This is a genomic window from Janthinobacterium aestuarii (genome assembly GCF_051380835.1).
In the GTDB taxonomy this organism is placed as follows: domain Bacteria; phylum Pseudomonadota; class Gammaproteobacteria; order Burkholderiales; family Burkholderiaceae_D; genus Janthinobacterium; species Janthinobacterium aestuarii.
Genome location: NZ_JBNYXU010000003.1, coordinates 67213 through 92830, shown reverse-complemented (window position 1 = coordinate 92830; position 25618 = coordinate 67213). Strand labels below are relative to the sequence as shown.

Sequence of the window (25618 nt, the reverse complement as noted above, 5' to 3'; positions counted from 1 at the left end):
GAATTAATAAATAATTACTTCCGGGCCACCTGCATGCAAACTTTTACTGACTGCCACTACTCATGATGCTCATGACCGCTGTTGCCTGGATCTATGTCGTTGGCCTCATGGCGCTGACGGAACCGTCCATCGTCGCCGGGGTGATGACCTTCGTGCTGTACTGCGTCATCCCCCTGTCCATCCTATTCTATCTGACGGGCTCGCGGCGACGCAAACGCAAGGCGGCGCGCATCGCGGAACAGAAGGCGCGCGCCCAAGCCTCAGCAGACGATAAAACAAAAACGGCAGACACATAAGTGTCTGCCGTGCAGATTATTTGCGCCAGATCAAGCTGGCCTGTCTTCCCGTGACGCCATCGCGCCGGTACGAGTAAAACTGCGCCGCATCGCTGACGGTGCAGTATTCCCCTCCCGCCACTTGCGCCACGCCATCGCGCAGCAGCATGGTGCGCGCCAGCGCATAGATGTCGGCCAGGTACTTGTCCGGCTTGCCAGCGATGGCGACGAAGGCCGCGCTCAGTACTTGCCGCTCAGTAGCATCGCGCGCGCCGTCGCGGAACGCTTGTAGCACGTCCTGACCCACTTCGAATTGCTGCGGACCAATGGCCGGCCCCAGCCAGGCGAGGATATCCGTCGCGCCCTGCACCCGCATGCTGTCTACCGTACGCTGCAAGACGCCGTTGGCCAGGCCGCGCCAGCCCGCGTGGGCCGCACCGACGATCAGGCCATCCGCCGAACAGAACAGTACCGGCAGGCAATCGGCCGTCATCACCACGCACACGGCGCCAGGCAAGGCGGCGATACTGGCATCGGCGTCCGGCACATGGCCGTCCAGCTTGCCAGCATCGGCCACGGCCACGCCATGCACTTGCGACAGCCAGGCAGGCTCGGCAGGCAAGATGGCCGCCAGCCGCGCGCGGTTGGCGGCCACATGCGCGGGTTCGTCGCCCACGTGGGTGCCCAGGTTCAAGCCACCGCCGCCCTGCCCGTCACCATACGGACCCTGGCTGACGCCACCCGCGCGCACAGTCGCCAGCGCGCCCACGTTCGCGGGCAAGCCTGGCCAATGGGGAACAATGCAAGGCAACGGCGACATCATCAGACCTGTTCCGGCTCGGGAATGCCGGCCGTGGCGATCAGCTCGGCGAAATCATCGGCCAGCGGTACGATCCATTCGCACGCTTCCAGGGTACCCGGATGTACGAGGCCCAGACGGCGCGCCTGCAGCGCCTGGCGCGAGAAGACGGATACCAGGTGCTGCTTGCCGTACACGTAATCGCCGACCAGCGCAAAGCCCAGATGCTGCATGTGCACGCGGATCTGGTGCGTGCGGCCTGTTTCCAGGCGGCATTGCATCAGGCTCACGGGACGGCGGTCGAGTTCGCCGCTGCCGATCAATTCATAGTGCGTGATGGCAGGCTTGGCGGTGAAATTCTCCGAGACGGCCATCTTGACCCGGTCGCGCGGGTGGCGCGCGATGGACGCATCGATGGTGCCCGCCATTTTCGGCGTGCCCCACACGAGCGCGAAATACTCGCGCTTGACGGTGCGCGCCTGCAACTGGCGCACGAGGTCCGTTTGCGAAGCGAGTGTCTTGCCGACGACCATCAGGCCGCTCGTATCCTTGTCCAGGCGGTGCACGATGCCCGCGCGCGGCACGCCAGCCAGCTGCGGACAGTGGTGCAGCAAGCCGTTGAGCAAGGTGCCCGACCAGTTGCCGGGGCCCGGATGCACGACCAGTCCGGCCGGTTTGTTGATGACGATGATATGCTCATCTTCGTGCACGATGTTCAATTCCATCGCTTCCGGCTTAAAAGCCTCGTCTTCCGGCGCGCTTTGCGGCAGAATGACGATCTTTTCGTCGCCATAGGCGGTCATGTTGCGTTTGGCAACTTTTCCATCGACGGTCACGAAACCGGCTTCCAGCCACAATTGCAAGCGGCTGCGCGAGTATTGCGGCACCAGCTTGGAGATGACTTTATCGAGGCGGTGGCCGCAGGCGTCCGGCGTCAGTTCCAATGTAATCGGGGCCATTTCCTCGAAGACGTCGTCGGCGGCAAAATCGCCGTCAAACGCCTCTTCGGTAGCATGGTCAGAAAGGGAGTCAAACGCGGGGTCAGCCAAATTAGGCTTCGGAGTTAATATCACAGCATTCCCATCGGCTATAATCAGCCTATTGTAAAATCTTGGTTAAAACCTTCTTGCAAAACGTCATGCAAAAAAAATTATCGTTGGTAGTCGCTTCAGTCGTTCTGCTCGGCATGTCCGCTTGCAGCTTGTTGCCTGAAAAAGTGGATGAGACCAAAAACTGGTCCGTTACGAAATTATACTCGGAGGCGCGTGAAGAAATGGCCGGGCAGCACTATGAAGCTGCAATCGGCCTGTTCCAGAAGCTGGAGGCTAACTATCCTTTCGGCAACTATGCTCTGCAAGCGCAGATGGAGATCGCTTACGCGTATTATAAGTCGGGAGACCAGGCGCAGGCACTGGCTGCCGTCGAACGCTTCATCAAGTTGCATCCGAACCACGCCAATGTAGACTATATGTACTACTTGCGTGGCCTGATCAGCTTTAACGACCAGATCAGCTTCCTGAACTTCCTGTACGAGCAAGACCCGACCGAGCGCGATCCGAAAGCCACGCGCGAAGCGTTTGCTGCCTTCAAGCAACTGGTCGACAAGTTCCCGAATAGCAAATATGCGCCCGATTCGCTGGCCCGCATGAACTATCTGATCGACGCCATGGCGAAATACGAAGTACACGTGGCGCGCTATTACTACCGCCGCGGCGCCTACCTGGCCGCCGCCAACCGCGCGCAAACGACGATCAGCGACTTTTCCGCCTCGCCGGCCATCGAAGAAGCGCTGTTCATCATGTACCGCTCGTATGACAAGCTGGGCCTGACCGATCTGCGCGACGATGCCTTGCGCGTGCTGACCAAGAACTACCCGAACACGGCATTCCTCAGCCCGGAAGGGGTGAACAAGGAACGCAAGTGGTGGAAATTCTGGCAGTAAGCTGCAATAAAAAACCGGGCTAGCCCGGTTTTTTTACTTATTCACCAACCTTGCGCCGGAACACCCAGCTCGTATCGTTTGATGCTTCCGGCACATACGCGTAACCATCGACGTCGAACTGCTTCAGCTGCTCGGGATCGCGGATCTGGTTGACGGCCGCATAGCGGGCCAGCATGCCGCGCGCGCGCTTGGCGTAGAACGAGATGATTTTGTATTTGCCATTCTTCCAGTCCTCGAACACGGGCGCGATGACGGGCACGTCCAGCTGGCGCGGCTTGACGGACTTGAAATATTCTTCGGAAGCCAGGTTGACCAGCACTTTCGCGCCCTGCTCCTTCGCCGTGCGGTTCAGGCCGTTGGTGATGGTGTCGCCCCAGAACGCATACAAATCCTTGCCGCGCGCGGTCGACAGCCGCGTGCCCATTTCCAGGCGGTGCGGGTGGATCAGGTCCAGCGGGCGCAGCAAGCCGTACAGGCCCGACAGGATGCGCACGCGCGACTGGGCATAGTCGAGCTGGGCCGACTGCAAGCTGCGCGCCTCGAAACCGGCATACACGTCGCCATTGAAGGCCATGATGGCCTGGCGCGCGTCGTCAAGCTGGGGTGTCCAGGACGCGTAGCGGGCCACGTTGAGGGCCGACAAGGCGTCGGAAATGCCCATCAGGCTGCCCACTTCGGCGGGCGAAAACTGGCGCATGCGGGCTATGAGCTGGGCGGAATGGTCGAGAAAATCGGGAGTGCTGTGCAACGAGGTTGTTGGCGGCGTCTCCAGGTCGAGACTCTTGGCGGGCGAAAGCACGATCAACATAAATTATCACTACAGAATAGAATTGCCGACATGATACCTGCTCCACAAAAACTCGTCCTCGACACCAACGTTTGCCTCGACCTGTTCGTCTTCAACGACCCGCGCTGGGCGGGCCTGCTGGCGGCCATGGAAAGCGGCGCCGTACACGCCATCACGCGCGAAGATTGCCGCGCGGAATATCTGGTCGTGCTGCACTACAAACATCTGCCCCTCGATGAAGCGAGCCGCGCCGTTGCCGCCGCCCGCTTCGACGCCCACATCACGGTCGTGGCGCCGCCCGTCTCCGGCGTGCGCCTGCCCGTCTGCACGGACAAGGATGACCAGAAATTCCTCGAACTGGCGCGCGACGCCAACGCCGACATCCTGATCACCAAGGACAAGGCCCTGCTGAAACTGGCCCGCAAGACGGCCAAGGCCGGCATGTTCAAGATCATGGTGCCGGAAAGCTGGGCATTGCCAGGCTGAGCCTTTAAAGCACCGCACGCAACGGGGCGCGCTGCGCTAGAATGGGACACGATTCCACTTTCCGCACCGCGCCCCCACCGTTCATGAACAGCCCGTCCCTGCCCTACACGGCTCCCGCCCTGACCACCCGCTTGCCTCTCGTGGGCACCACCGTGTTTACCCGCATGTCCAGCCTGGCGGCCCAGCATGGCGCCGTCAACCTGGGCCAGGGTTTTCCCGACTTCGATTGCGCGCCTGAACTGGTCGACCTCGTCAGCGACGCCATGCGCGCCGGCCACAACCAGTATCCGATGATGACGGGCGCCGCGCCCTTGCGCGTAGCCATCGCCGCCAAGGTCGCCAGCCTGTACGGCCACAGCTATGATGCCGGCACGGAAATCACCGTCACGGCCGGCGCCACGCAGGCGCTCACCACGGCCATCCTGTGCTGCGTGCACCCGGGCGACGAAGTCATCGTCATCGAACCGGCCTACGACAGCTATCTGCCCGCCATCGCGCTGGCCGGCGGCGTGCCCGTGCTCGTCTCCATGGAGGTGGGTGAACACGGCTACAGCGTGCCGTGGGACAAGCTGGCCGCTGCCGTCAGCAGCAAGACGCGCCTGATCATCATCAATACGCCGCACAACCCGACGGGCACGATCTTGCGCCCCGCCGATGTGGCCGCCCTGGCCGACATCGTGCGCGGCACGCAAATTTTGATCTTGTCCGACGAAGTCTACGAACACATGGTGTACGACGGCGTGCGCCATGAGTCGCTCGCGCGCAACCCGGAACTGGCGGCGCGCAGCTTCATCGTGTCCAGCTTCGGCAAGACGTATCACGTGACGGGCTGGAAAGTCGGCTATGTAGCCGCCCCAGCGGCACTGACGGCGGAGTTTCGCAAGGTACACCAGTACAACGTCTTTACCGTCAACACGCCGATGCAGCACGGCCTGGCCGGCTACATGGCCGATCCGCAGCCCTACCTGGACTTGCCCGCGTTTTACCAGCGCAAGCGCGACTTGTTCCGCGACGGCCTGGCGAGCAGCCGCTTCAGCCTGCTGCCGGCCGACGGCACGTATTTCCAGTGCGTGCGCTACGATGCCATTTCGCAAGAGACCGAAGCACAGTTCGCCGAATGGCTGACGACGGAAATCAAGGTGGCCGCCATTCCCGTGTCCGCGTTTTATACGCAGGGCAAGGAGTCGGGCATCGTGCGCTTCTGCTTTGCCAAGAAAGACGAAACCTTGCGCCTGGCACTCGAGCGCCTGCGCAACATATAACCGAGCACTGAACATGGCTTCGCTGCGGCGGGGCAAAGGATGACAGATGGTACAGCGTCGCATCGGCCCGGCCGACCTGGTTCCCGGCGAACCCCTGCCCTGGGATCTGTTTCTTGCCGACCACAGCGCCGGCCCGCAACTGCGCAAGGGACAGATCATCACGGATGGCGCGCAACTGGGGCGGCTAATGCAGTTGGGCCTGTACGTGGGCGCACCGGACCAGCCCTCAGTCTTGCGCCTGCTCAACGAAGCGGCGCAGCGCCTGGAACGCTTGCTGCTAGCCTTGCGCAGCGAAAACAATGCCGAGCGCGACGTACGCGACATCGCGCGCGAACTGCTGCGCGCGCTCGAACACGATGCCGATATCGCCCTGGCCAGCATCCTGCTCAATCAGATCGCCGGTAGCTACGCCGTGCGCCACTGCATCGAAACGGCCTTGCTGGCCATGCTGGTGGGACGCAGCATGCACAAGTCCCACGACGAATTGCTGTTGATCGGCGCGGCCGCGCTGACGATGAACGTGGGCATGCTGCGCCACCACGACAGTTTCCAGGACCGGCGTGGCCCCCTGAATGACGAAGAAATGCGCATCGTGCGCCAGCATCCGCAGGAAAGCACGGAACTGTTGCGTTGCGCCGGTGTCGACGACGAGGAGTGGCTCAGTTGTGTGCTGCTGCACCATGAAAACGACGACGGCAGCGGCTACCCGCAGGGGCGCACGGCCGATGAAATCCTGCAAAATGCCAAGCTGATCGGCCTGGCGGACCGCTATTGCGCCCGCGTCTCGGCGCGCAACTACCGGCGCTCCATCGTGCCCGACCAGGCGCTGCAACACATCTTCCTCGACCAGGGCGTGCCCATCGATCCGCTGCTGGGAGAACAGTTCGTCAACCTGCTGGGAAAATATCCACCGGGCACTCTGGTGCGCCTGCGCAGCGGCGAACTGGGGGTGGTCACGCAACGGGGCGCCGGCCACGTGCATCCACTCAGCGACCCGCTGGGCGCGCCGCTGGCCGCCGCCCAGCTATCGCAGATGACGCCGCGCGACACGGGCGACAGCCAGTTCGCCATCGTTTCGTCGCTGCACGAAGATGATGCGGGGGTGCGCTTCAGCATGCGGCATGTGTGGGGGGATGAGGCGCGGTTGTAGTCAGGCTGGGCAACGCCGGCGGCCAGCGCCGCACAATGTTATTTCACGGTTTCGGCGGACGGATGCCCGTGTACTGTGCGTTGACCAGCAGCCATTGCTTGTCGACAAGCCGGGCGACATACCCGGCGCGCATGGCGAAGGTGCGTCCAGCCTCATCTTGATTGACACGATAAGACAGCCGTGCCGAGATGAGCGCCGTATCGCCAAAAATACGCACCACCGGCTCATCGACCTGAACTTGAGGGCTCGGCCGCTTCTGCTCTGGCGCATAGAAGGAGAGCATTTTTTCACGCCCGTCCACCTCGCCGACCGGCGATATTTCCACATAATTCTCGGCCGTAATGGCTTTCAATGTGGCTTGATCGAAGCTGCTCTGGGCCTGCGCATGGCGCTGCACCAGGGCCAACAGTTCGGCATCGGCGGGAGCTGCCTGCGCACCAGCCATCGCGCCCAAGGCGCCAAGCAGGCAGGTGGAAAGAATATGTGAAAGGGATAATTTCATGCGTATTTCATCCTGGTCAAGGTCATTGAGAAGCATCCGATGATGACGGTGCTACCGTCATCATCGAACACTCGCTGGCGGGCAACCGATCGCGCGTAAGCCACCGCATGCTATCCCCTTGCCATTTTCCGGCACATGCCATTGAGACAAACTGCTGGATCGGGGGATTGAAACGCCATTTCGCCGGCTTGACTGGCCATGCTGGCGATCGCGGCAAGCAAAGCCAACCGTCCTCCACCAGGATGCCCCCTCCTTTCATAGGCAATCGCCCCCAGGGGAGCACGCGTGCTGAGCTGCAGGCTCAGCAGCACATCTATCCTGCCGGCCAAGGGGGCAGCAATTCTACCGCGACATCGGTCTCGTCGGCCCATTGCCTGATCAGGGCAAGCGCCGGCTCCCATGCTTATCGATACCGCTCGCGGCAGTCGGGGAGCGCGAGGACACTGCGGAAATTGCTGCTTGCAGCGCTATTGTTCCAGTTTTCGCACAAAATCACTTTGCCGGCCATCCCGCAGGCATTTCCGGCATCTGCCCGCCTCGAAAACATGCACGCACCCCGGCAAGCCCGCAGCCGCAGCCTTAAGCACTGCTTATGCCAGAGAGATCTAACTATTTTACAAGATTGCTATTCATCACTATTTCTCTTATTTTTATTTCAAAATAGTAATGAAGCGCACTGTCTTCGCTGAACTGATTTTCCAGGACAACAACGTCGACATCTTCTTCAGGGAAATACATTTTGATTGATGCAAACCCCAAGCCTTTTCCGGAGTGGCCGATGTACTTCATCGGTGTCTTGTCGCTCACATAGACACCATAACCATAGCCATTTTTTTCAGCACCGAAAGCGACGTGCTGACTGGATATGTCATAATTTGTCATCAGCTTGTAGGTTTCCGGCTTTAAAATTTTTCCCTTGTGAAGTTTTTCATCCCAGATATTCAAATCCCTTGCATTTGAAACAATGCCTCCTGCCGGAATGAAGTCAACCCAGTCTTTCCCCTGAACCGGATGCATTTTCAATGCAAACACATTTTTCGAATTGACATAGCCATTGATAACATTATTCTTCTTGCCTTCCTCATAGCAAAAACTATTATCCATTGCCAGCTCTTTGAACAAGTCATTTGCCGCTTCGATATACTTTTTCCCGCTTACTTTTTCAAAAATATGCCCCAGCATGGCGTACGTCGTCACGCCATATAAAAAGTCCGTTCCGGGCTTGAAGCTCAGTGGCTGGTCAATCTCGGTGACTCCTGCCGAAAAGTTGAGCAGCTGATGCACGGTCACCTTGTCGGCCCACGCCTGCGGCAAATCAGGCAGGTATTTTCTAACGGGACTATGCAAGTCTATCCTGCCTTTTTCAACTTCCCTCAAAATCAGCGCTGCCGTGATCTGCTTGCTATTCGACATGATCCGGAAGTTATCGTCCAGTTTCAACGGTACCTTATTTTCAAAATCCGCATAGCCATAGGCTTTTGAGTATGCCGTTTTTCCATGTTGCGTAATGAGAATGACCCCATTAAAACTTCTTGGACTGGTTTCCTTGATCAAGCTGTCAATTTGAGCAGCGTAGTCATCCGACTTGTCTGCATATGCATTATTCTCAGCATGGGTATTAGCGAATACAGCGCTTGTCAATAGAAATGAAATCGCCAGTATGGTGAGCGGCGAAGTCGCTTTTCCGTCAGCATCAGAAGTTTTCATGGGGATATTGTCGTTTGGTTTACAACCTTCAACTGGGGAAATTATACCCTCGCCCCCTGCGTGGCTGCGAATTCAAACGGCCAGCACCAGAAGCGTCAGTTTGAAGACTTCAAATACGCGCGCAAGCCATGCGTCAAAATAAAGGGAAACACGCTCGCATGGTCTTCATCCTCGAACACGCGCAAGCGCGTCTTCAGGCCCGGGTATTTGTGCGATTTCAGCTTGCCATCGAACTCGCGCAAGTCGGCCAGCATATCTGCCTCTTCCTCCAAACGCGAACGCTTCTTGCCCGCCGCCAGCTTTTCCAGGCCGCCGATACCGAAGAACACGGATGCAGGCAAGTCCTTGTGGCTGGCGGCATACGCCTGCTCGCGATCGAACATGACGCCGGCGTCGTACCACAGCGACGGGCTGCCGAGAATGTAGTGCTCGAAGGTGCGCGGTTCCGTCAGCAAAAATTGCAGGCCCAGCAGGCTCCCGTAGGAATGGCCGATAAAGACCTTGCGCTGCATGTTGACGCGATAGTTACTGGCGATAAAGGGAAACACCTCGCCCGAGATGAACTGGCCATACGCCTTCGCTTCGCCGAACGCCGGCTGCCGCCCCGGCATGTCCGAGCGGTAATCGTGCTTGCGCGGCGTGGTGGGCGTGTAGTCGCGGCGGCGGCTGTACACCCCGCCATCGCCGTTGGCATACGACAGGCCGACCACCACGACTTCTTCCATCCCCGCATGCTTGTTCAGGCGCTGCGCGATATTACGCACGATGGCGAACGAATAATTGGCGTCCACGACGAACAGCACCGGATAGCGTTTATTTCCCTGCCGATAGGAATCGGGCAAGGCGACATATAGCTGATAGTCGCGTTTCAGGGCTTGCGCACGGATGTCGCGCACTTCCGTATTTTCCAGCACGTAGCTGGCAGGCGGGCTGGCGGGTGCGGCCAGAGCGCTGTTGGCCAAGGTGCTGCTGGCCAGGCAGCACAGGACGATGAGCAGTTTGAGAGGCTTCAAGCTGGTTTCTTTCATTGAGGTAAAAGTTACTTCGCCGCAGCCGCCGTCAGCTGCACCAGCTTGCGCTCGACAAACGCCTGCAATTGCGGCGACAGGGTTTGCAAGCCCTTGGCCCGTTCGAATGCCTGGCGCGCCTGGGCTGGGTGGTTGTCCGCTTGCAAGGCGATGCCCAGGCCCATCCACCAGACGCTGTTGTCCGGCGCCGTCTGCAGGGCCTGCTGATAATGTTCCGATGCTTCGCGGTAGCGCTGTTCGCGCTGCAGCACGCCGGCCAGAAAGGCGTGGTATTCGCCGTTGTCGGTCGCGTACGGCAAGCTGCGCGTGAGGGTCTCGAGGGCGGCCGCGCCGCCGTTGGCCTTGTCCAGCTGCAGACGGGCCAGCATCATCGCTTGCGCCGGCTGTTTCGGGTCCAATGCCAGGCTTAGCTGCAACTGGCGGGCCGCCTCGTCGGGGCGCTGCGCTTCGAGCAGCAGACGCACCAGGGTTTCGCGCGCGCCCTGGTGGCGCGGGTCCAGCTGCAGGGTGTGCTGCAAGGCCAGCATGGCGTCGGAGACGCGGCCGTCCTGCAACTGGGCCAGCGCGCGCCGGTATTCATTCTCCACGCGCTGCTGGGCAGTGACGTGCTTGCCGTCGATGATGCGCTCGCTGGCGGCCGGTTCTGGCGTTTTTACCACGGACGCCGCGGCAGGCTCGGCCGCTTTTTCCGTGATGCGGCGCAATTCGGCGGGCCTCGCCTTGGCGGGCGCCGGGGCAACTTCCTCGGCCTGGAACACGGGCTCGGGCTCATCCGCCACGACCGGCGCAACTGGTGCCGCCACCACGGGAGCCGGTGCAACGACAGGCAACGGTGCCGGTGCCAGAACAGGCGTACTGGCCACATTGACCAGCATGGGCGGCACGGCCGGGCGCTTCAGGTAGACCCAGCTCAGGGCGATGGCGGCGGCCGTCAGGCCGGCAGCGCCGCCGAAGACGAGCGCGCGCGGCAGGCCCCGCTCGCGTTCGGGCACGGAGCGGATGCCGGCCGCGTCGCCGCGTCCATCGGGGGTGCCGCGCGCGTCAAGGTCTTGCAACATCTTGTTAATCAGGCTCATCTACAGGCTCATCTTCGTCATCGGTTCAATAAAGTCCAGCTCACGCCGCAGGCGGCGGCCAGCACGCCGGCGCCGGCCAGCCATGGCCAGGGCCTCTGCCAGAAGCGCGGCTTGCTGGCCAGGGTATCGCTGGCGGCCAGCGCCACGTGGCGCCCGCTGACCTGCTGCCGCCCTTCGCCATACGCCACCATCAGCGCCTTGTGCGCCATGATGTTGATCAGACGCGGGATACCGCCGGAAGCCTGGTACAGCTTGCGCACGCCGCCACGGCTGAACAGGCGCGCGCCATCGAAACCGGCCACGCGCAGGCGGTGCGCCACATAGAAATCCACGTCGTCGCGCGACAAGGGACCCAGGTGGTAGTGAAAGGTGATGCGCTGCGCCAGCTGGCGGATTTCCGGCAGTGCCAGCTTGACGTCGAGTTCCGGCTGGCCGAACAGCACGATTTGCAGCAGCTTGCGCTTTTCCGTTTCCAGATTCGTCAGCAGGCGCAGCGCTTCGAGGCTGTCGACGGGAATCGCCTGCGCTTCGTCCAGGCACAGCAGCACGCGTTTGCCCTGCGCCGCCAGGTTGAGCAGGCGCAGGTTGAGGGACTTGAGCAATTGATGCTGATCAGCATCTTTCTCCAGCAATACATCGAGGTCGTCCGCCAGCGCCAGTATCAGCGAACGGGGCGGCAAGTTCGGATTCGGGATGTAGGCCGTGACGAAATCCGGCCCCAACGATTGCATGAACTTGCGGCACAAAAAGGTTTTACCAGTCCCCACTTCGCCAGTGATCTTGATGAAGCCCTCGCCATTGCGCGCCGCCACCAGCAAGGTATTGAGCGCCTTTTGCGACTGCGGGCCGTTGAAGAAGAAACTGGTATCGGGCGTGAGGCCGAACGGCGCCTCGCGCAAGCCGAAATGGGCCTGGTACATTTAGCGCCGCTCCGACGCTCGGCGCGGGTCGAGCGCCTCGATGCGCTTGCCCGAATCGAGCAAGTCCTCGTTCCAGCTATTGGCGCCATCGACGATGGTCGGCTTGATCAGCACCACCAGCTCGCGCTTCTGGATCACCTGCCCCGTGTTGCGGAACAGCGCACCCAGCACGGGAAGATCGCCCGCGCCCGGCACCTGCGAGCGGTCCGCCGTGGTGGCCTGGCGCATCAGGCCGCCGATGGCGACGATACGGCCATCCTGGCTGCGCACCATGCTGTCCATCTCGGACGTGCTCGATGCGGCCAGCGGCAGTTTCAGCGAACCGGCGCTGCCCAGGTCGATTTCCTTGCTGATGGTCGACACCTGGCTGACGGACGGATGCACGTGCAGGATGATGTTGCCGTCCGCATCGATCTGCGGCGTCACGTCCAGCACCACGCCCGAAAAGAAGGGCTGCAAGGTCACGTTGGGGCTGGTCGTCGCACCGCTGGCCGTCGTGTTCGTCGTGGTCGACACGCCCGTCACGTAAAACTCGTCCGTGCCGATCTTCAGCACGGCCTTCTGGTTGTTCATGGTGGCGATGCGCGGGCTCGACAGCACGTGCACGGAACCTTGCGATTCCAGGAAGGAAATCATGGCGGCAAAATTGGCTGTCTGGAAAGCCAGGCCGAACATGGAACCGGCCGCGTTGGCCGCCGAACTGAGGCCAAAGCCGCTGCTGGCCGTCAAGCCGTTGCCGGTGGTCATGTTGGGCGGCTGGCCGCCGTTGAACGGCAGCGGCGCCAGGGTGCCGCCCGGCTGGATGAAGCCGGTCGAGATGCGGTTCGTGTGACCGCTCTTGATCGAGGCGAACGAGGCCCAGTTGATGCCCGTCTGCGTGTTGTCGTTGAGCTCGACTTCGAGGATTTTCGCTTCCAGGATGACCTGGCGGTCGACGGACAGCTGCGTGGCCTTCAGGTACATGTCGACATTGCGCAACTCTTCCGGCATGGCGCGGATGACGATCACGCCCGACTGCGGGCTCAATACCACTTGGCGCCCGCCTTCGGTGCTGCCGACGATAGCTTCCAGCGCCGCTCTCAATTCCGGCCAGAAATCTGCCGTGGACGAAGTGGTCAGGTTGCTGCTGTCCAGGGTGCGGCCGCCCTGGCCGCCATTGGTTTGCTGGTTCTGCTCGTTATTCTGGTTGTTGCCCTGGTTATTGCCCTGGTTGTTATTGCTGCCCGAGCCGCCAGAATTGGTCGAGCCCACCGAACCCACGGACGTCGACGAGACGCGCAGGTTGGAACTGCCGCGGCGCGCGCCCGTCAGGTAATTGACGTGGAACAAACGCGTCTGCATGGTCAGGGGCTTGATGTAGATCTGCGTGCCCTCGACCTTGTAATCGTAGCCATACAGTTCGCGCACGGCGTCGAGCGCCTGGAACAGGGTCACGTCCTTCAGGTTGGCGGAAATCGTGCCGCCGATGTCGGGATGGACCAGCATGTTGTAGCGCGTGCCGGCCACGATGGAAGTGAAGAACTGGCGCGCCGGCACATTGTTGAAAGCCACGTTGAAGCGCTCATCGAGCGCGGCGCGGGCCTTTGGCAATTGCTGGGCCAGGGCCGCCACGGGCGGCAGCAGCGCCGCTTCCACGGCATCGGGCTGGGCCGCTGGCGCCGTGGTGGCCGCCGCGCCCTTGACGGCATCGGAGATCGCATTGTAGGTGTCGCGCTTGACGGGCGCGACATTGCAGCCGCCCAGGCCCAGGCTGACGCTGATGACAGCCGCCATCGTACTGATCTTGAACATGCTCGCCTTGTGTTGATTGAGTTGCTTGGCCACTTCTTCTACTCCTGCTTGCTGCCGGTCCTGCTATCGGTCTTGCGATCGGCCTTGTTATCGGTCTTGTTATCGGACTTGCTGCTCGGATACAGCTTGAAGGTTTCTAGTGATTTGCCACGCCGCAACAGCACTGCCGTGTCGTGGATTTCCGTCACCACGGCGTCGCCCACCTTGCTGCCAACCTTGACCGTCTGGCCATCGATGACGGCCAGACGGCGTCCGCCCGGCTGGGTGGAAATGAGCACCGATTGCAACTGAGGCCGGGCCGCAACGGCGGGCGCGGCGCTGGCGGGCGCCCACAGGGCCGCGGGCGGACGCGTCGGATCGTCGAGCGCCTGCGCCTGCGCGCCCGGCCATGCCAGGTTTAACGCAAGAAAAGGCGCCAGCAGCGCGGGACCAAAGGTCAGAGTGCGATCCATGTGTCGTCCATGCTGAGGGTATGTAAGGTCAGGGTCAGGGTGGCGCTTGGGTAGCTGGCAGCGTCGAGGTGGGCGGCGCCCCAGAAGACCCGCGTCGGCATCGCTTGCAGCGCCTGCATGTATTGCACCATGTCCGCATAACTGCCTTGCAGCACCACTTCCACGCCATGCTGGTGCAGCAACGGCGCCGGGGCCGGCGCCTTGGCGGCATCCGCCTTGGCCGCCGCATCGCCATTCGCGGTTTCAGCCTGATGTGCGCCGACTGCGCTGCCGGGCAAGGTTTTCAGCGACACCAGGCGCAATCCCGCGTGCCGGCGCAGCAGGTGCTCAAGCAAGGTAACCATGCGCTCGGGCGCCACCAGGCCATGCTGCTTCTCGCGCAGCGCCTGCGCCAGGGACGCCGTTTCCATCTGCAGGGCCAGCAGGCGCGCACGCGCTTCCTTGTCGGGATCGGTGGCATGGGCGAGCATGGTCAGCTCGATTTCCTTGTTCGTCGCGGTCAACAGGCTTTGCTTTTGCGCAATGCTCGCTTCCAGCGCTGCGTGCTTCGCCAGCAAGGGATTGAGGCTCATGAAATAAAATACGAACAGAACGGCGGCCGCACCGGCGCCAAACACCATCAGCCGCTCGCGCAAGCTGAGGGCATCGAAGGCGGTGGCCCATTTCTTCAGCAGGGGCAGCATCAGCGTGTTCCTCCCGCAACAGGTTTGGCCGGCGTGACAGCACGCTCCGCCGACTGCAGGCTGAACGCGACATAAGGCAGGCTGGCCGCCTTGCCCTCGGCTACGGCCGGCTGCTCGGGCTGGCCGATGTCGAGGCTGGCGAAGCTCTTGCCTTTGAGTATTTCCTGCTGGCCCAGGCGCGTGATGTACGCGGGCAGCAGCGACGCGTGCAAGGCGCGGCCCTGCAAGCCGAAGTCATTGCCGGCGCCGGCGATGTCCACGCCCGTCAGCCATACGCCTTCGACCCTGGCCTGCGCCAGCGCGCGAAAATAGCCGGCATAGCCGAGGGTATTGCCCAGCTTGCCGCTGTCCAGCATGCTAGCCGCGTCTTGCAGCAACTGGCGCTGCGCCTCGACGGCCGACAGTTCCTGCGCCAGGGCCGGATCTTTCTTGCGTGGCGGGTAATCGCGCAAAATCTGGTCGCGCTTCGCCTCGACTTGCGCCAATGCCGCCTTGACGCCCGCTTCGCGCTGTTCCAGGCCGGCCATCGCCTGCCGGGCCAGCACGCCCAGGACCAGCAAGACGAGCGCCAGCGCGCTCAGGCCCAGGCCGGCCGTGCTCGCCGACATATGGTGTTTTTTCAGTTCAAACTGGGGATTGAACAGATTGATCTGCTGGCTCATGCGCCCTTCCCTTCGTGCTTGCCCGGGTGCGGGCCAAGCTCGCGCAAGGCCGCGCCGATGGCCAGGAAGTAGCGCGCCTGCATGGCGGGGTCGCGCAATTCGGCGGCCTGCGACAAGTCCAGCACGGTGGCCAGGTCCAGCTGTTCGACGGGCATGTAGAGATTGTCGGCCAGGTAGGCGTGCAAGCCATCGCTGGCGCCCGTCATCAGCATCAACCGGGCCAGCGAAATGAAATGGAACTGGCGGTCGAAGTGGTCGAACGAGCGCTGCAGTTCCAGGGTGACGCGGTCGTAGTACTGGCTGGCGTCGGGCGACTGCAATTGCGACAGGGTCACGTCGATGCGGCGCGCCTGGTACAGCTCGCCATTGAAACTCATGGTCAGCAAGCCGCCGTCGCCATCGAAAAACAGCACGGCGATGCCGCGTCCCGGCGTTTCCAGCAAGGTGGCGATATTACGCTGTGCCATTTCAGGGATATCGATCACGGACAGGCCGATCTTGCATTCGGCGTACTGCGCCTGGCGGCGCGACACGGCGCTGTTGCGCGCGGCGACGGCAAACAGGCTGCTGCCCCGCTGGGTGCCGTTCGGGTCGCCGGGAATGTCGAACACGTCGATGGTGACGTCGGCCAGCGGAAAGTCCAGCATATCTTTCAGGCGCCAGCCCACGGCCGTCTTCAACTCCTCGCGCGGCACGGCCGGCGCTTCCAGCGACAGCAGCTGGTATTCGCCGCCGGCCAGCACGCTGGTGCAGTGGCGCGATGGGGCCTGCAGCTCCTTGCCCAGTTTTTCCAGCACCTCGGCCGGCGCCGGCCGTGCGGCCGCCTGGTAGCTGGCACGCAGCACGCGCGGCATGCCCCCGGCGGGACGTTCGACAACGACAGCGCCGACGCCCTCGCGGCCAAACGCCGTGGCCAGCCAGCCATCGTACTTCTTTGCTCTTGCGAATAAACCCATGCGAACTATCCAGTGTAAGTGCCTGCCCGATCTTGTCGCGCAGTTAATGCATCCAGCCAATTTTAATTCATGAAGCCAACTTTATTGTGTAAAAACAATAAATTAGCGATCTTTTTTTCACGCAGTTGACCTTACTGCGACAACACGGCTTGCAGGCGGCGCTGGACGTAATCGGGGTTATTGCCCGCGTTCGGGCAGCCGGCAGGCCCAGGCTGGTTGCAAGCGGTGGCCGTGATGGTCCAGCTGGTCAAGGTGCCGGGCCCCGTGGCCGTGTTGCATTGCACGCTGACGCTGAACGCCGACAGGGTCGTGCCAGGTGGTAAACTGAACGTGGTGGCGCCGATGCACGCCGCACCGGCGGTCAAACCGGCGCCGATCTGCCGCTGCAAACCCCATTCAAGGCCGGCGCGGGCGGCTTGCTCGGCGCGCACGCCCTGCACGTCCATCGCCGATTCCGTCTGCTGGAAGGTGGACATATTCACCATCACAGCCGCCAGCACGGCCAGCACCACGAGCAGGAAAATGGCCGTGACGAGGCTGAAACCGCGCATGCGGCGCGCGCGGTGGCGCAGCAAGTGCGTCATGGCGTATTCCTCGCCTGCACCTGTTGCACCAGGCGCAGCACGCCCGTGTTGCTGTTCGCCGCGCCCAGGCTCAGGCTGATATTCACCAGGCCCCGCTGCACATTGGCCAGCACCGTATAGCTGAAAGCGCACGCCGTCACCTGGCGCGCCAGCAGGTCGCCATTCGCCGCCGCCAGCGGCGCGGCGCCCTCCACAGCCGGCTGGGCGGCCTGGATCACATAGCCGTCGTAACGGGTCAGGGTGCCATCCGTCAGATTGCAGGCATAGGTGACGGGCGTCGACACCACCTGAAAACGGTTCGACGGCGACGGCAGCGGCGCGGGCGCCGTCGTGAAAGGATAGCTGCCGAGCGTAACGACACGGCCGGCCACGCCCGTGACGGGCGCGCGGTTGCAGCCGTTTGCCGCGCTGCACGCATACGCATTGTTCGGTGCGAAAGCTCCGCCCAGGTTGTAGACGACGATCTGGTCGCCCACGCTGATCGCCTGGCGCGCGCCCAGCGCATTGGCGGGCATGGCGCCGACGACGGTGAAGCTTGCCGGAACGCCGGCGGCGGGAGGGGTCTCGAAACTCAGTACAGTGCCGAGGCCGGCCGGATCGCTGTCGCTCAGGTAGCGCCCGCCCGTCTTGGTCAGCAGCAATTCCAGGAACTGGCCGCCGCCCGTCACGCGCACGCTGTTGGGCAGCGCCAGGCGCACGTCGCGCGTCAGGCGGCGCGCCGCCGTATCGGCCGTGTCGGCCAGCGCCGCGCGCGCCGCGACATCCATATAGCCTTGCACGGGCACGCGAATGAAGACGGCGACCATGGCGCCGATGATGCCCGTGATGACGATCACGATGACCATCTCGACGAGGGTAAAGCCGCGCGAGCGGCGCCTGGTGTCAAGGAATTTTTTCATGGAATACTGTTCGGCGCATAGCGCACGCGATAGCCGTCGAGCACGACCTGCTGGTCGGCATACGGCACGACCACCTGGATACGCAGGCCTTCCGTGGCAGGCAGGCCGTTCAGGGCTACCTGGGTGATGACCACCGAGGCCACATATGCCTGGGGAGAACCGGCAGCCCAGACGGCGCCTTGCGCATCCGTCGTGTAAGCCGTGGCCGCGCCATACGCGCCCACGTAATCGTTGACGTTATCGAAAGGACGCCCCGCGCCGCCCGCCTCTTGTCCGGCCACTTCCGGGATGGCGCAACCGGCGGGGTTGGGGGCCGTTTCCGCGGCAGGGTCTTGCGGATCGCAAAACGTAAACCGCGCCAGCTGGATTTCTTCCAGCATGCTTTCGGCAATCGCCAGCGCCTGCTTGCGCAGCTGCGGGTCGGCGCTGTGTTGCGTCGTCAGGCTCATCACGCCCAGGATGGCGGCCGAAGCCAGGCCGACGATGACGATGAACAGCACCAGTTCGATCAGGGTCACGCCACGTTCTCGCTGGCGCCGCTGGCTAATGGACATAGCCTGTCTCCCCTTCAACCGTGACGGTACGCGTCAGGCCGTTGCTCTGGATGCTGATTTGCAGCGGGCCCGGGAAGGTCGATGCGTCAGGAAACACATTGGCCAGCGCATATGGCTGGCCCAGCGCGTCGAAATAAAAACTTGCCGACTTGACGGGATCGGTGGACATGGTAACGCCGGAAGGACGGCCTTCGCACAGCCAATTGCTACCCAGGCAATGCTGTAGCGTCTCCTTGCTGCCGCTGTTGTTGCCCGTCGGCGGCACCACCTTCTGCGCATCGCTGCAGCCGGCGTCGAAGCACAGGGCCACCTTATTGGTATCGATGCTGACAAACACGGCACGGTTTTGCGCCACCGCCAGCTTTTGCCCGTAGCGCACGATATTCGTCACCTGGTCGGCAAAACCGCGCGCGTCGAACGTGTCGCGCTGGAAAAACCGGTTGACGGCAAAGGTGGCCAGCAAGCCCGCGATCACCATCACGGCCACCAGTTCGATCAAGGTGAAGCCGCGCGCAGCCGTGTGTCGCAGCCGGCCTGGCGGCCCTGCGTAACGATGCGGAAAGACTGTCGGTGGCTGCTGCAATGGATGGCCCGTAAAAAAGCCCAACGGGCTGGCGCCTGGGGTTGGGCTGGTGGTGCGCAAGGAAGGCCAAGTATTACCTGGCCATCCTTGCAAGTCAGTACAAATTATTTACAATCTGCAGTCGCCAGAGCAGGCGTGATGGTCGGCGCGCCGCCAGCCGCGGCAGGAGCGACATAGGTAACCTTGCACGCTGTACGCGTTGCATCAGGCGTCACGACACCACCAGAAAACTTGTAGTCAGGATCAGTCAAGCCTGCAGCATCGATGATGCTGGCAGTTGTCGGGTAACCAAATGCACCGTCGATATCCTTGCCTTCCATCTGCACCTTCGGCGTATCGACCGAGCCCTTGACCAGCCACTGCGCATGGTACAGCGCCGCACCTGCCTTCATGGCGCCTACCGCCGCATTCATCTTGGCAATACGCGCATCAGTCGACATGTCGATAAATTTAGGAATCGCCGTCGCCGCCAGGATGCCGAGGATCACGATGACGACGATCAGTTCGATCAGGGTAAAACCTGCCTGGGCGCCGCTTTTCATACTACGTAAAGACTTGTTCATTCTTGCTCTCCAAAATCAAATAAAAACATCAAAACCAACGCCATGAAACTGTCGCTGCACCTGACCAGAAAGCGCGTCAGTTTGCTGCCGAGTCCGGCGATTTCCACACCACGATATCGGGCTCCTGGGCGAGCTTGCCAAGATCGGCGTCTGCACCCGGCAAGGTTACCTTAAATTTCACTGAATCAACCCTTGTGGTCGGAAAAATATTGCCATTACTAAACAAATAGATAATTTTTTGTTCTTTTTTGTCGTACAACCAATTCCCCGCTGGTAATTTTGCAAGGTCCGGCTGCGCGAACTCGCCCAGATAGTTGGCTGGCTTGTCGGCCAGCCAGTCGAACGGGTTTTGCCGCGCCAGCGCCGGCATTCTGTCGCGCCGGTCCGCCAGGTACAGCTGCAGCACCTGCACCCGCAAGCTCGTGCGCAAGATGCCGAGCATCTGCGCCACGCCCACCTGCTGCGCCTGCCGCTGGTAATAGCCGACCCGGTTCAACAATACCGCCGTCAGGATGGCGAACACGCCCGCCACCACCGCCAGCTCGAACAGGGTGAAACCGCGCTGGCGGAACGGCTTTGCCATCAGTGCAGGGCCGCCCGGCCCAGGTCCCAGATCGGCAGGAAGATGCCCAGCGCCAGCACCAGCACCATGGCGCCGAGGAAGACGATCAAAATCGGCTCGATCTGCGCCGACAGGGTCTTCAATTCATAGTCGACTTCGCGCTCGTACATATCCGCGATCTCGTCCATCAGGTCGTCGAGCGAACCGGATTCCTCGCCCACGGCGATCATCTGCAGCACCACGGGCGTAAACACGCCGGCCGCGACCGAGGTGCGCAAGATGCTTTCGCCCCGCTCGACGCCGTCGCGCATCTGTTCCACGCGCGCGCTCAGGTAAGTATTGTCGACCGTTTGCGACACCACCGTCAGCGCCTGCACGATGGGTACGCCGCTCGTGCTCGACAAGGCGAAACTGCGCGCAAAGCGGGCCATCGTGCCCTTCAGGATGATCTTGCCGGCGATCGGCAAGCGCAGCTTGGCGCGGTCCCATTTATATAAGCCATCCTTCGTGCGCAGCCAGGCGCGCCAGCCGAAAAAGCCGCCCACGCCCAGCATCAGCAGGATGGGCCAGTACGTCACCGTGAAGCGCGAGGTACCGATCAGGATGCGCGTCATCAGCGGCAGTTCCGCGTGGAAGCTGGCGAACACTTTCTCGAACTGGGGAATGACGAAGATATTCACCACGATCATGGCGGCGAGCATGGCGAAGACGACGAAGGTCGGGTAGCGCGTCGCCGTTTTCACGCGCGCGCGCATGTCGCGGTCGAATTCCAGGTGGTTGAACAGGCGCAAAAACACTTCGTCGAGGCGCCCCGTCATTTCGCCCACGCGCACCATCGACAAGTAAAACGGCGTGAAGATCGTGGGGTGGCGCGCCATGGCGGCCGACAGCTCGCGCCCCGCGTCGAGCGACTCGCGCACATCCTTGATGATGCGTCCGAACGCGGGGCTGATGGCGGACTCCTGCAAGCCGGCCAGGCCGCGCATGATGGGCACGCCCGCCTTGAGCAGGGTGTACAGCTGGCGGCTGAACAGCTGCACGTCCATGGGCGCGACTTTTTTCTCGGTCAGCCTGGCCCACCAGCCCAGCTGGTTGGCGCCGGCCTTCGTCACCGTCTGTTTCGTCGCGCTGATATCGACGGGCGTGCTGCCGCCCGCCATCAACTGGTCGGCCACGGCGCCGCTGTCGGCGCCTTCCATCACGCCGGTCAGCAGTTCGCCGCTGGCGCTACGTGCCTTGTAGGAGAAAAACGGCACCTCAATCCTCGCTCTGGTTGCTGATGCGCATCGCTTCCATCACCGTCGTACGGCCCTGTACCACCAGTTGCACGGCGTGGCGGCGCAAAGTTTCGCCCGCCATCTGCGCCGTCGCCACCTTCATGAAGTGCGATGGGTCGGCATGGTTGGCGGCGTCGGCCACGGCGCGCGTGATTTCCAGCAATTCATACACGCCCGTACGGCCACGGTAACCCATGCCGTTGCAATGCGAACAGCCCTTGCCGTGGAAATACTGGTTGCGCTCGACGAGCTCGCCCAGTTCCAGGCGCAGCCATTCGTATTCGTTCGGCGTGGGCTGGTATGGCGTGCTGCAGCTTTCGCAGATCACGCGCACCAGGCGCTGCGCCAGCACGGCTTGCAGCGAGCTGCCCACCATGTAGCGGGGCACGCCCATGTCCATCAGCCGCAGCGGCGTGCTGATGGCGTCGTTCGTATGCAGGGTCGACAGCACCAAGTGACCCGTCATGGCGGCGCGCAGGCCGATCTGCGCCGTTTCCTGGTCGCGCATCTCGCCGACGAGCACGATGTCGGGATCTTGCCGCAAGGCCGAACGCAGCACCCTGGCAAAGTTCAGCTCGATCTTCTCGTTCACTTGCACCTGGTTAATGCCGGGCAAGCGGTACTCGACGGGGTCTTCCACCGTGATGAGCTTTTTTTCCACGGAATTGAGTTCGGACAAGGCGCAATACAAGGTCGTCGTCTTGCCGCTACCGGTCGGCCCCGTCACCAGCACGAGACCGTTCGGGCGGCTGACGATGGCGCGGAACTGCGCCACCAGCGCAGGCGGCATGCCGATGGCATCCAGGCGCAAGGTCGTGCCGCCCTGGTTCAGCAGACGCATCACGACGGATTCGCCGTACTGCGTCGGCATGGTGGAGATACGCACGTCGATGCGCTGGTTTTTCACGCGGATGGCGAAGCGGCCATCCTGCGGCAGACGCTTCTCGGAAATATCGAGGTCCGACATCAGTTTCAGACGCAGCGCCAGCGAACTGGCGATCTTGCTGTCCGCTTCCGTCTGCAGGTGCAGCACGCCATCGATGCGGAAACGGATTTGCAGCCGGCCTTCCTGCGGCTCGATGTGGATGTCCGATGCGCGCACCTGCGTGGCATCCTCGAACACGGATTGCAGCAGCTTGACGATGGGCGCCTCTTCCAGGCCCGGATTGGCGGCCAGCGCGCCGAAGTCGACGGACACGTCGCCCAGGTCCTGCTCCAGCTCGCGCGTCAGGGTCGAAATATCTTCCGTGCGGCGGTAGATGCGGTCGATGGCGGCCAGCACTTCCGTTTCATTGACCACGGCCAGCTCGATCTGGCGCTTGACCAGGCGCGAAATTTCATCGTACGCGAACAGGTCGGTCGGATCGGACATGCCGACCAGCAAGCCTTCGCGGCGGTCTTCCAGCACCAGCGCGCGGAAACGGCGCGCCTGGGTTTCCGGCAGCAGCCGCACCAGTTCGGGATTGATGTTGAAAAACTTCAGATTGATGTAGGGAATGTCGAGCTGGCGCGCCAGCGCGCCCGAAATCTGCTCTTCCGTGACGAAGCCGTGCTCGACAAAAACGCGGCCCAGCTTGCGTCCCGAACGCTTCTGTTCCGTCAAGGCCTGGCCCAACTGTTCTTCCGTCAGCAATTTCTGCTGCACCAAAATTTCACCGAGCCGGACTTTCTCTGGCCTTGCCATTGCATGCTCCTCGACAAACAAATTCCACAGACGATACACGCCAGCGGCGCGCGGGGGTATTTTATTCCAGAACCTGTTGTTTCTTAAAGAAAATACATTCCAACGTTTGATTTTTGTGCATTTCAACACACTGCAAGGAAACGCTTGCCGCCCACCTGCGCCCATGGCAATAATGGAGGTCCTTCCCCGTCTTCCCTGCCGACCCTTGCCCCTATGAATGCCTGCGCCATCGAGTTCCACAACGTGCATCTGCAACTGGCGGGCAGCGCCGTGCTGCGCGGCGTCGACCTGCAGGTGCGCGCGGGTGAACTGTTCGGCCTGGTCGGTGTGAATGGCGCGGGAAAAACGAGCCTGCTGAAATGCCTGCTGGACTTTTGCACACCGGAGCGGGGAGACATCGCCATCTTCGGCCAGCCGCACCGGCACGGCGCGACGCGCCAACCGCTGTCGTTTCTGCCGGAACGTTTCCAGGCGCCGTATTACCTGACGGGCGGCGACTTCCTGCGCTATCTGTCGCGCCTGCACGAGGTGCGTCCCGATGCGCAAGCCGTGCAGCAAGCCCTGGATGCGCTGGACCTGGCGCCGGACGCCCTGCTGCGCCCCGCGCGCGCATATTCGAAAGGCATGATGCAGAAACTGGGGCTGGCCGCCTGCCTGCTGTCGGGCAAGCGGCAACTGGTGCTCGATGAACCGATGAGCGGACTCGACCCGAAAGCGCGCGCGCAATTCAAGCAAGTGCTGCGGCAAGCGCGCGCGCAGGGCCGCGGCGCCCTGCTCACTTCGCATGCGCTGGCCGACGTGGAAGAATTGTGCGACCGCATGGCCATCCTGCATGCGGGCCGCATCGTGTTTACAGGCACGCCTGCCGAATGCCGCGCCCGCCATGGCGGCACGGAAGACGCCAGCCTGGAGCAGGCTTTCCTCAATTGCATCGCGACATGAACGCCGACACGCAGGTTTCCAGCCACTACGCGCCCTCGCCGCACGGCATGTATCTGCGCCATTTCGGCTTGCGCACGGCGCCGTTCGGCATCACGCCAGACCCGGCCTTTTTTTATACGGGCAATACACGGGGCGAACTACTCGACGCGCTGCTGTATGCCGTCACGCAAGGCGAAGGCATCATCAAGCTGACGGGCGAAGTGGGCAGCGGCAAGACCATGCTGTGCCGTATGCTGGCCGAGCGCCTGCCGCCCCAGGTCGACGTGCTGTATTTGCTCAATCCCCGCCTGGAGCCGGACGAAGTCCTGCACGCCATCGCCGCCGAACTGGGTCTGGAACTGGACGACTGCCGTGCCGATGCCGTGCTGCGCGCCCTGCATAGCGAGCTGATCGCCCGGCATGCGGCGGGGCGCCAGGTGGTGCTGCTGGCCGAAGAAGCGCAAGCCATGCCGGGCGCCACCCTGGAAGCGCTGCGCCTGCTGACGAACCTGGAAACGGCCAGCCACAAGCTGCTGCAAATCGTGCTGTTTGGCCAGCCGGAATTGCAGCACACGCTGGACTTGCCCCAGTTCCGCCAATTGAAGGAGCGCATCACCCACAGTTTCACCGTGCCGCGCCTGCCGCAAGCCTTGCTGAACGATTATCTGACCTGCCGCCTGGCCGCCGCCGGCCGCATGGCGCCGCTCGTGTTTACACCGGCCGCGCTGCGCCGGCTGGCGCGCGCGGCGCAAGGCATCGTACGCAGGGTCAATATCCTGGCCGACAAGGCCCTGCTGGCCGCGTTTGCGGACGATGCGCAGGAAATTGGCGCGCGCCACGTGCGCCTGGCCATTGCCGACAGCCCATTTCACCGCCCGCCCTGGCATGCGGGCAAGCTGGTGGCGGGCGCCTTGAGCGCACTGATGCTGCTCCTGGCCGCTGCGCTGCTGTGGCAATGGCTGACGCCGGGGACGACAGCGGCGATCCCGGCCCCGGGCGCGGTCCCGCGCGCGCCGCTGCCTGCGCTGCCAGCACGCTCGACGCTGCTCGACAGCAAGCTGGCCGAATCGCGCGACTGGCTGGCACGGCAAGGACCGCAGCAACTGGTGCTGCACATCGCCAGCTTGCCCGCCACCGAAACGGCCGCGGCGGAAACTTTCCTGCAGCAGGCGCAGCAAGCCATCGGCTTGCGCGACCTGCACGTGTTTCGCCTGCCTGGCGCAGCGTCCGCGAGCACCGCCGGGCGCCTGGACATCGTCTACGGCAGCTTCGCCGACCGGGCCAGCGCCGAGGCCGTTTGGGCCAGGCTGGCCCCTACGTCGCCACAGAAAATATTGCTGAACGACATAGATAGTATCCGTACGGAAATTAAAGCCGCAGCACCGGCACACACGGGGCGTGGCGCCCCCTGACTTTATTTCGGTATATTGCCTCCGGGGCCCGCACAGCCGATTGCTTTTAGGCGATCATGCTGGGTAAAATTACAAAAGCACAACACGACTCAAAGGGCGAA

General features: G+C 62.4%; 28 protein-coding genes. 7 read left to right on the top strand and 21 right to left on the bottom strand.

Annotation, left to right across the window (positions count from 1 at the left end; all coding sequences use genetic code 11):
- The first annotated feature begins 62 nt into the window (after positions 1–62).
- Entirely contained in the window at positions 63–296 is a 234-nt protein-coding gene (locus tag ACQ4WO_RS09985; protein ID WP_223278748.1) for a hypothetical protein, read from the top strand.
- Between the two features lie 16 nt (positions 297–312).
- Here the strand turns inward: ACQ4WO_RS09985 and pgeF are convergent, their stop codons facing one another.
- Together pgeF and ACQ4WO_RS09975 are read right to left on the bottom strand one after the other, a co-directional pair.
- The gene (gene pgeF / locus ACQ4WO_RS09980) at positions 313–1098 is read right to left on the bottom strand and encodes a peptidoglycan editing factor PgeF (RefSeq protein WP_436481259.1); all 786 of its coding nucleotides are present in this window, start codon (positions 1096–1098) and stop codon (positions 313–315) included.
- Complete coding sequence (locus ACQ4WO_RS09975) at positions 1098–2123, bottom strand: RluA family pseudouridine synthase (protein ID WP_436481258.1); 1026 nt, start codon at positions 2121–2123, stop codon at positions 1098–1100. The genes pgeF and ACQ4WO_RS09975 overlap by 1 nt, the downstream gene beginning before the upstream one ends.
- An 89-nt stretch (positions 2124–2212) precedes the next feature.
- Between ACQ4WO_RS09975 and ACQ4WO_RS09970 the strand changes: the two genes are divergently transcribed.
- The gene (locus tag ACQ4WO_RS09970; protein WP_086140734.1) at positions 2213–3016 is read left to right on the top strand and encodes an outer membrane protein assembly factor BamD; all 804 of its coding nucleotides are present in this window, start codon (positions 2213–2215) and stop codon (positions 3014–3016) included.
- A 37-nt stretch (positions 3017–3053) separates the two neighbouring features.
- Here the strand turns inward: ACQ4WO_RS09970 and yaaA are convergent, their stop codons facing one another.
- Positions 3054–3824, bottom strand: a complete 771-nt coding sequence (gene yaaA, locus ACQ4WO_RS09965; RefSeq protein ID WP_436481257.1) for a peroxide stress protein YaaA — start codon at positions 3822–3824, stop codon at positions 3054–3056.
- 30 nt (positions 3825–3854) lie between these two features.
- On the opposite strand from yaaA, the gene ACQ4WO_RS09960 reads away from it, so the two are divergent.
- The 3 genes from ACQ4WO_RS09960 to ACQ4WO_RS09950 all read left to right on the top strand — a co-directional run bounded on the left by ACQ4WO_RS09960 (position 3855) and on the right by ACQ4WO_RS09950 (position 6701).
- Positions 3855–4289 (top strand): putative toxin-antitoxin system toxin component, PIN family, encoded by a 435-nt coding sequence (locus ACQ4WO_RS09960; protein ID WP_436481256.1) that lies wholly within the window; start codon positions 3855–3857, stop codon positions 4287–4289.
- Between the two features lie 83 nt (positions 4290–4372).
- A complete protein-coding gene (locus ACQ4WO_RS09955) occupies positions 4373–5551 on the top strand; it encodes a pyridoxal phosphate-dependent aminotransferase (protein ID WP_436481255.1) in 1179 nt (392 codons plus the stop codon).
- 46 nt (positions 5552–5597) lie between these two features.
- Positions 5598–6701: an HD-GYP domain-containing protein gene (locus ACQ4WO_RS09950; RefSeq protein ID WP_052755647.1), complete on the top strand. Its 1104-nt coding sequence runs from the start codon at positions 5598–5600 to the stop codon at positions 6699–6701.
- Positions 6702–6744: 43 nt separating this feature from the next.
- Here ACQ4WO_RS09950 and ACQ4WO_RS09945 read toward each other — a convergent pair whose 3' ends face one another.
- The 18 genes from ACQ4WO_RS09945 to ACQ4WO_RS09860 all read right to left on the bottom strand — a co-directional run bounded on the left by ACQ4WO_RS09945 (position 6745) and on the right by ACQ4WO_RS09860 (position 23184).
- The gene (locus tag ACQ4WO_RS09945; protein WP_436481254.1) at positions 6745–7203 is read right to left on the bottom strand and encodes a nuclear transport factor 2 family protein; all 459 of its coding nucleotides are present in this window, start codon (positions 7201–7203) and stop codon (positions 6745–6747) included.
- 609 nt (positions 7204–7812) lie between these two features.
- Positions 7813–8910, bottom strand: a complete 1098-nt coding sequence (locus tag ACQ4WO_RS09940) for a serine hydrolase domain-containing protein (protein ID WP_436481253.1) — start codon at positions 8908–8910, stop codon at positions 7813–7815.
- Between the two features lie 95 nt (positions 8911–9005).
- Positions 9006–9923, bottom strand: a complete 918-nt coding sequence (locus ACQ4WO_RS09935; RefSeq protein WP_436481252.1) for an alpha/beta hydrolase — start codon at positions 9921–9923, stop codon at positions 9006–9008.
- Between the two features lie 26 nt (positions 9924–9949).
- Positions 9950–11014, bottom strand: a complete 1065-nt coding sequence (locus ACQ4WO_RS09930; RefSeq protein WP_436481251.1) for a tetratricopeptide repeat protein — start codon at positions 11012–11014, stop codon at positions 9950–9952.
- A gap of 17 nt (positions 11015–11031) precedes the next feature.
- The gene (locus ACQ4WO_RS09925) at positions 11032–11934 is read right to left on the bottom strand and encodes an ExeA family protein (RefSeq protein WP_436481250.1); all 903 of its coding nucleotides are present in this window, start codon (positions 11932–11934) and stop codon (positions 11032–11034) included.
- Positions 11935–13725 carry a pilus (MSHA type) biogenesis protein MshL gene (gene mshL, locus ACQ4WO_RS09920; protein WP_436481249.1) on the bottom strand — a complete coding sequence of 597 codons (1791 nt, stop codon included), beginning with the start codon at positions 13723–13725 and terminating at the stop codon, positions 11935–11937.
- Positions 13726–13763: 38 nt separating this feature from the next.
- On the bottom strand, positions 13764–14177 hold the full coding sequence (locus ACQ4WO_RS09915; RefSeq protein ID WP_436481248.1) for an MSHA biogenesis protein MshK: 414 nt from the start codon (positions 14175–14177) through the stop codon (positions 13764–13766).
- Positions 14162–14860 carry a type II secretion system protein GspM gene (locus tag ACQ4WO_RS09910; RefSeq protein ID WP_436481247.1) on the bottom strand — a complete coding sequence of 233 codons (699 nt, stop codon included), beginning with the start codon at positions 14858–14860 and terminating at the stop codon, positions 14162–14164. The genes ACQ4WO_RS09915 and ACQ4WO_RS09910 overlap by 16 nt, the downstream gene beginning before the upstream one ends.
- Positions 14860–15522: an MSHA biogenesis protein MshI gene (locus ACQ4WO_RS09905; protein WP_436481246.1), complete on the bottom strand. Its 663-nt coding sequence runs from the start codon at positions 15520–15522 to the stop codon at positions 14860–14862. Before ACQ4WO_RS09905 ends, ACQ4WO_RS09910 begins: the two co-directional genes overlap by 1 nt.
- The gene (locus ACQ4WO_RS09900; RefSeq protein WP_436481245.1) at positions 15519–16478 is read right to left on the bottom strand and encodes an agglutinin biogenesis protein MshI; all 960 of its coding nucleotides are present in this window, start codon (positions 16476–16478) and stop codon (positions 15519–15521) included. The genes ACQ4WO_RS09905 and ACQ4WO_RS09900 overlap by 4 nt, the downstream gene beginning before the upstream one ends.
- Positions 16479–16609: 131 nt before the next feature.
- The gene (locus ACQ4WO_RS09895; RefSeq protein WP_436481244.1) at positions 16610–17062 is read right to left on the bottom strand and encodes an agglutinin biogenesis protein MshP; all 453 of its coding nucleotides are present in this window, start codon (positions 17060–17062) and stop codon (positions 16610–16612) included.
- Complete coding sequence (locus ACQ4WO_RS09890) at positions 17059–17961, bottom strand: prepilin-type N-terminal cleavage/methylation domain-containing protein (protein WP_436481243.1); 903 nt, start codon at positions 17959–17961, stop codon at positions 17059–17061. The genes ACQ4WO_RS09895 and ACQ4WO_RS09890 overlap by 4 nt, the downstream gene beginning before the upstream one ends.
- Positions 17958–18515 carry a type IV pilus modification PilV family protein gene (locus tag ACQ4WO_RS09885; protein WP_436481242.1) on the bottom strand — a complete coding sequence of 186 codons (558 nt, stop codon included), beginning with the start codon at positions 18513–18515 and terminating at the stop codon, positions 17958–17960. The genes ACQ4WO_RS09890 and ACQ4WO_RS09885 overlap by 4 nt, the downstream gene beginning before the upstream one ends.
- Positions 18505–19158, bottom strand: coding sequence for a pilus assembly FimT family protein (locus ACQ4WO_RS09880; protein ID WP_436481241.1), 654 nt, complete (start codon positions 19156–19158; stop codon positions 18505–18507). Before ACQ4WO_RS09880 ends, ACQ4WO_RS09885 begins: the two co-directional genes overlap by 11 nt.
- A 44-nt stretch (positions 19159–19202) precedes the next feature.
- Positions 19203–19661, bottom strand: coding sequence for a type II secretion system protein (locus ACQ4WO_RS09875; RefSeq protein WP_139089601.1), 459 nt, complete (start codon positions 19659–19661; stop codon positions 19203–19205).
- A 76-nt stretch (positions 19662–19737) separates the two neighbouring features.
- A complete protein-coding gene (locus ACQ4WO_RS09870) occupies positions 19738–20244 on the bottom strand; it encodes a type II secretion system protein (RefSeq protein ID WP_436481240.1) in 507 nt (168 codons plus the stop codon).
- The gene (locus ACQ4WO_RS09865; protein ID WP_436481239.1) at positions 20244–21479 is read right to left on the bottom strand and encodes a type II secretion system F family protein; all 1236 of its coding nucleotides are present in this window, start codon (positions 21477–21479) and stop codon (positions 20244–20246) included. Before ACQ4WO_RS09865 ends, ACQ4WO_RS09870 begins: the two co-directional genes overlap by 1 nt.
- Position 21480: 1 nt before the next feature.
- Positions 21481–23184 carry a GspE/PulE family protein gene (locus ACQ4WO_RS09860; protein ID WP_436481238.1) on the bottom strand — a complete coding sequence of 568 codons (1704 nt, stop codon included), beginning with the start codon at positions 23182–23184 and terminating at the stop codon, positions 21481–21483.
- Positions 23185–23397: 213 nt separating this feature from the next.
- Here ACQ4WO_RS09860 and ACQ4WO_RS09855 point away from each other — a divergent pair, with 213 nt between their 5' ends.
- Both ACQ4WO_RS09855 and ACQ4WO_RS09850 read left to right on the top strand, forming a co-directional pair.
- Positions 23398–24126 carry an ABC transporter ATP-binding protein gene (locus tag ACQ4WO_RS09855; protein WP_436481237.1) on the top strand — a complete coding sequence of 243 codons (729 nt, stop codon included), beginning with the start codon at positions 23398–23400 and terminating at the stop codon, positions 24124–24126.
- On the top strand, positions 24123–25517 hold the full coding sequence (locus ACQ4WO_RS09850; RefSeq protein WP_436481236.1) for an ExeA family protein: 1395 nt from the start codon (positions 24123–24125) through the stop codon (positions 25515–25517). Before ACQ4WO_RS09855 ends, ACQ4WO_RS09850 begins: the two co-directional genes overlap by 4 nt.
- Positions 25518–25618 lie beyond the last annotated feature (101 nt).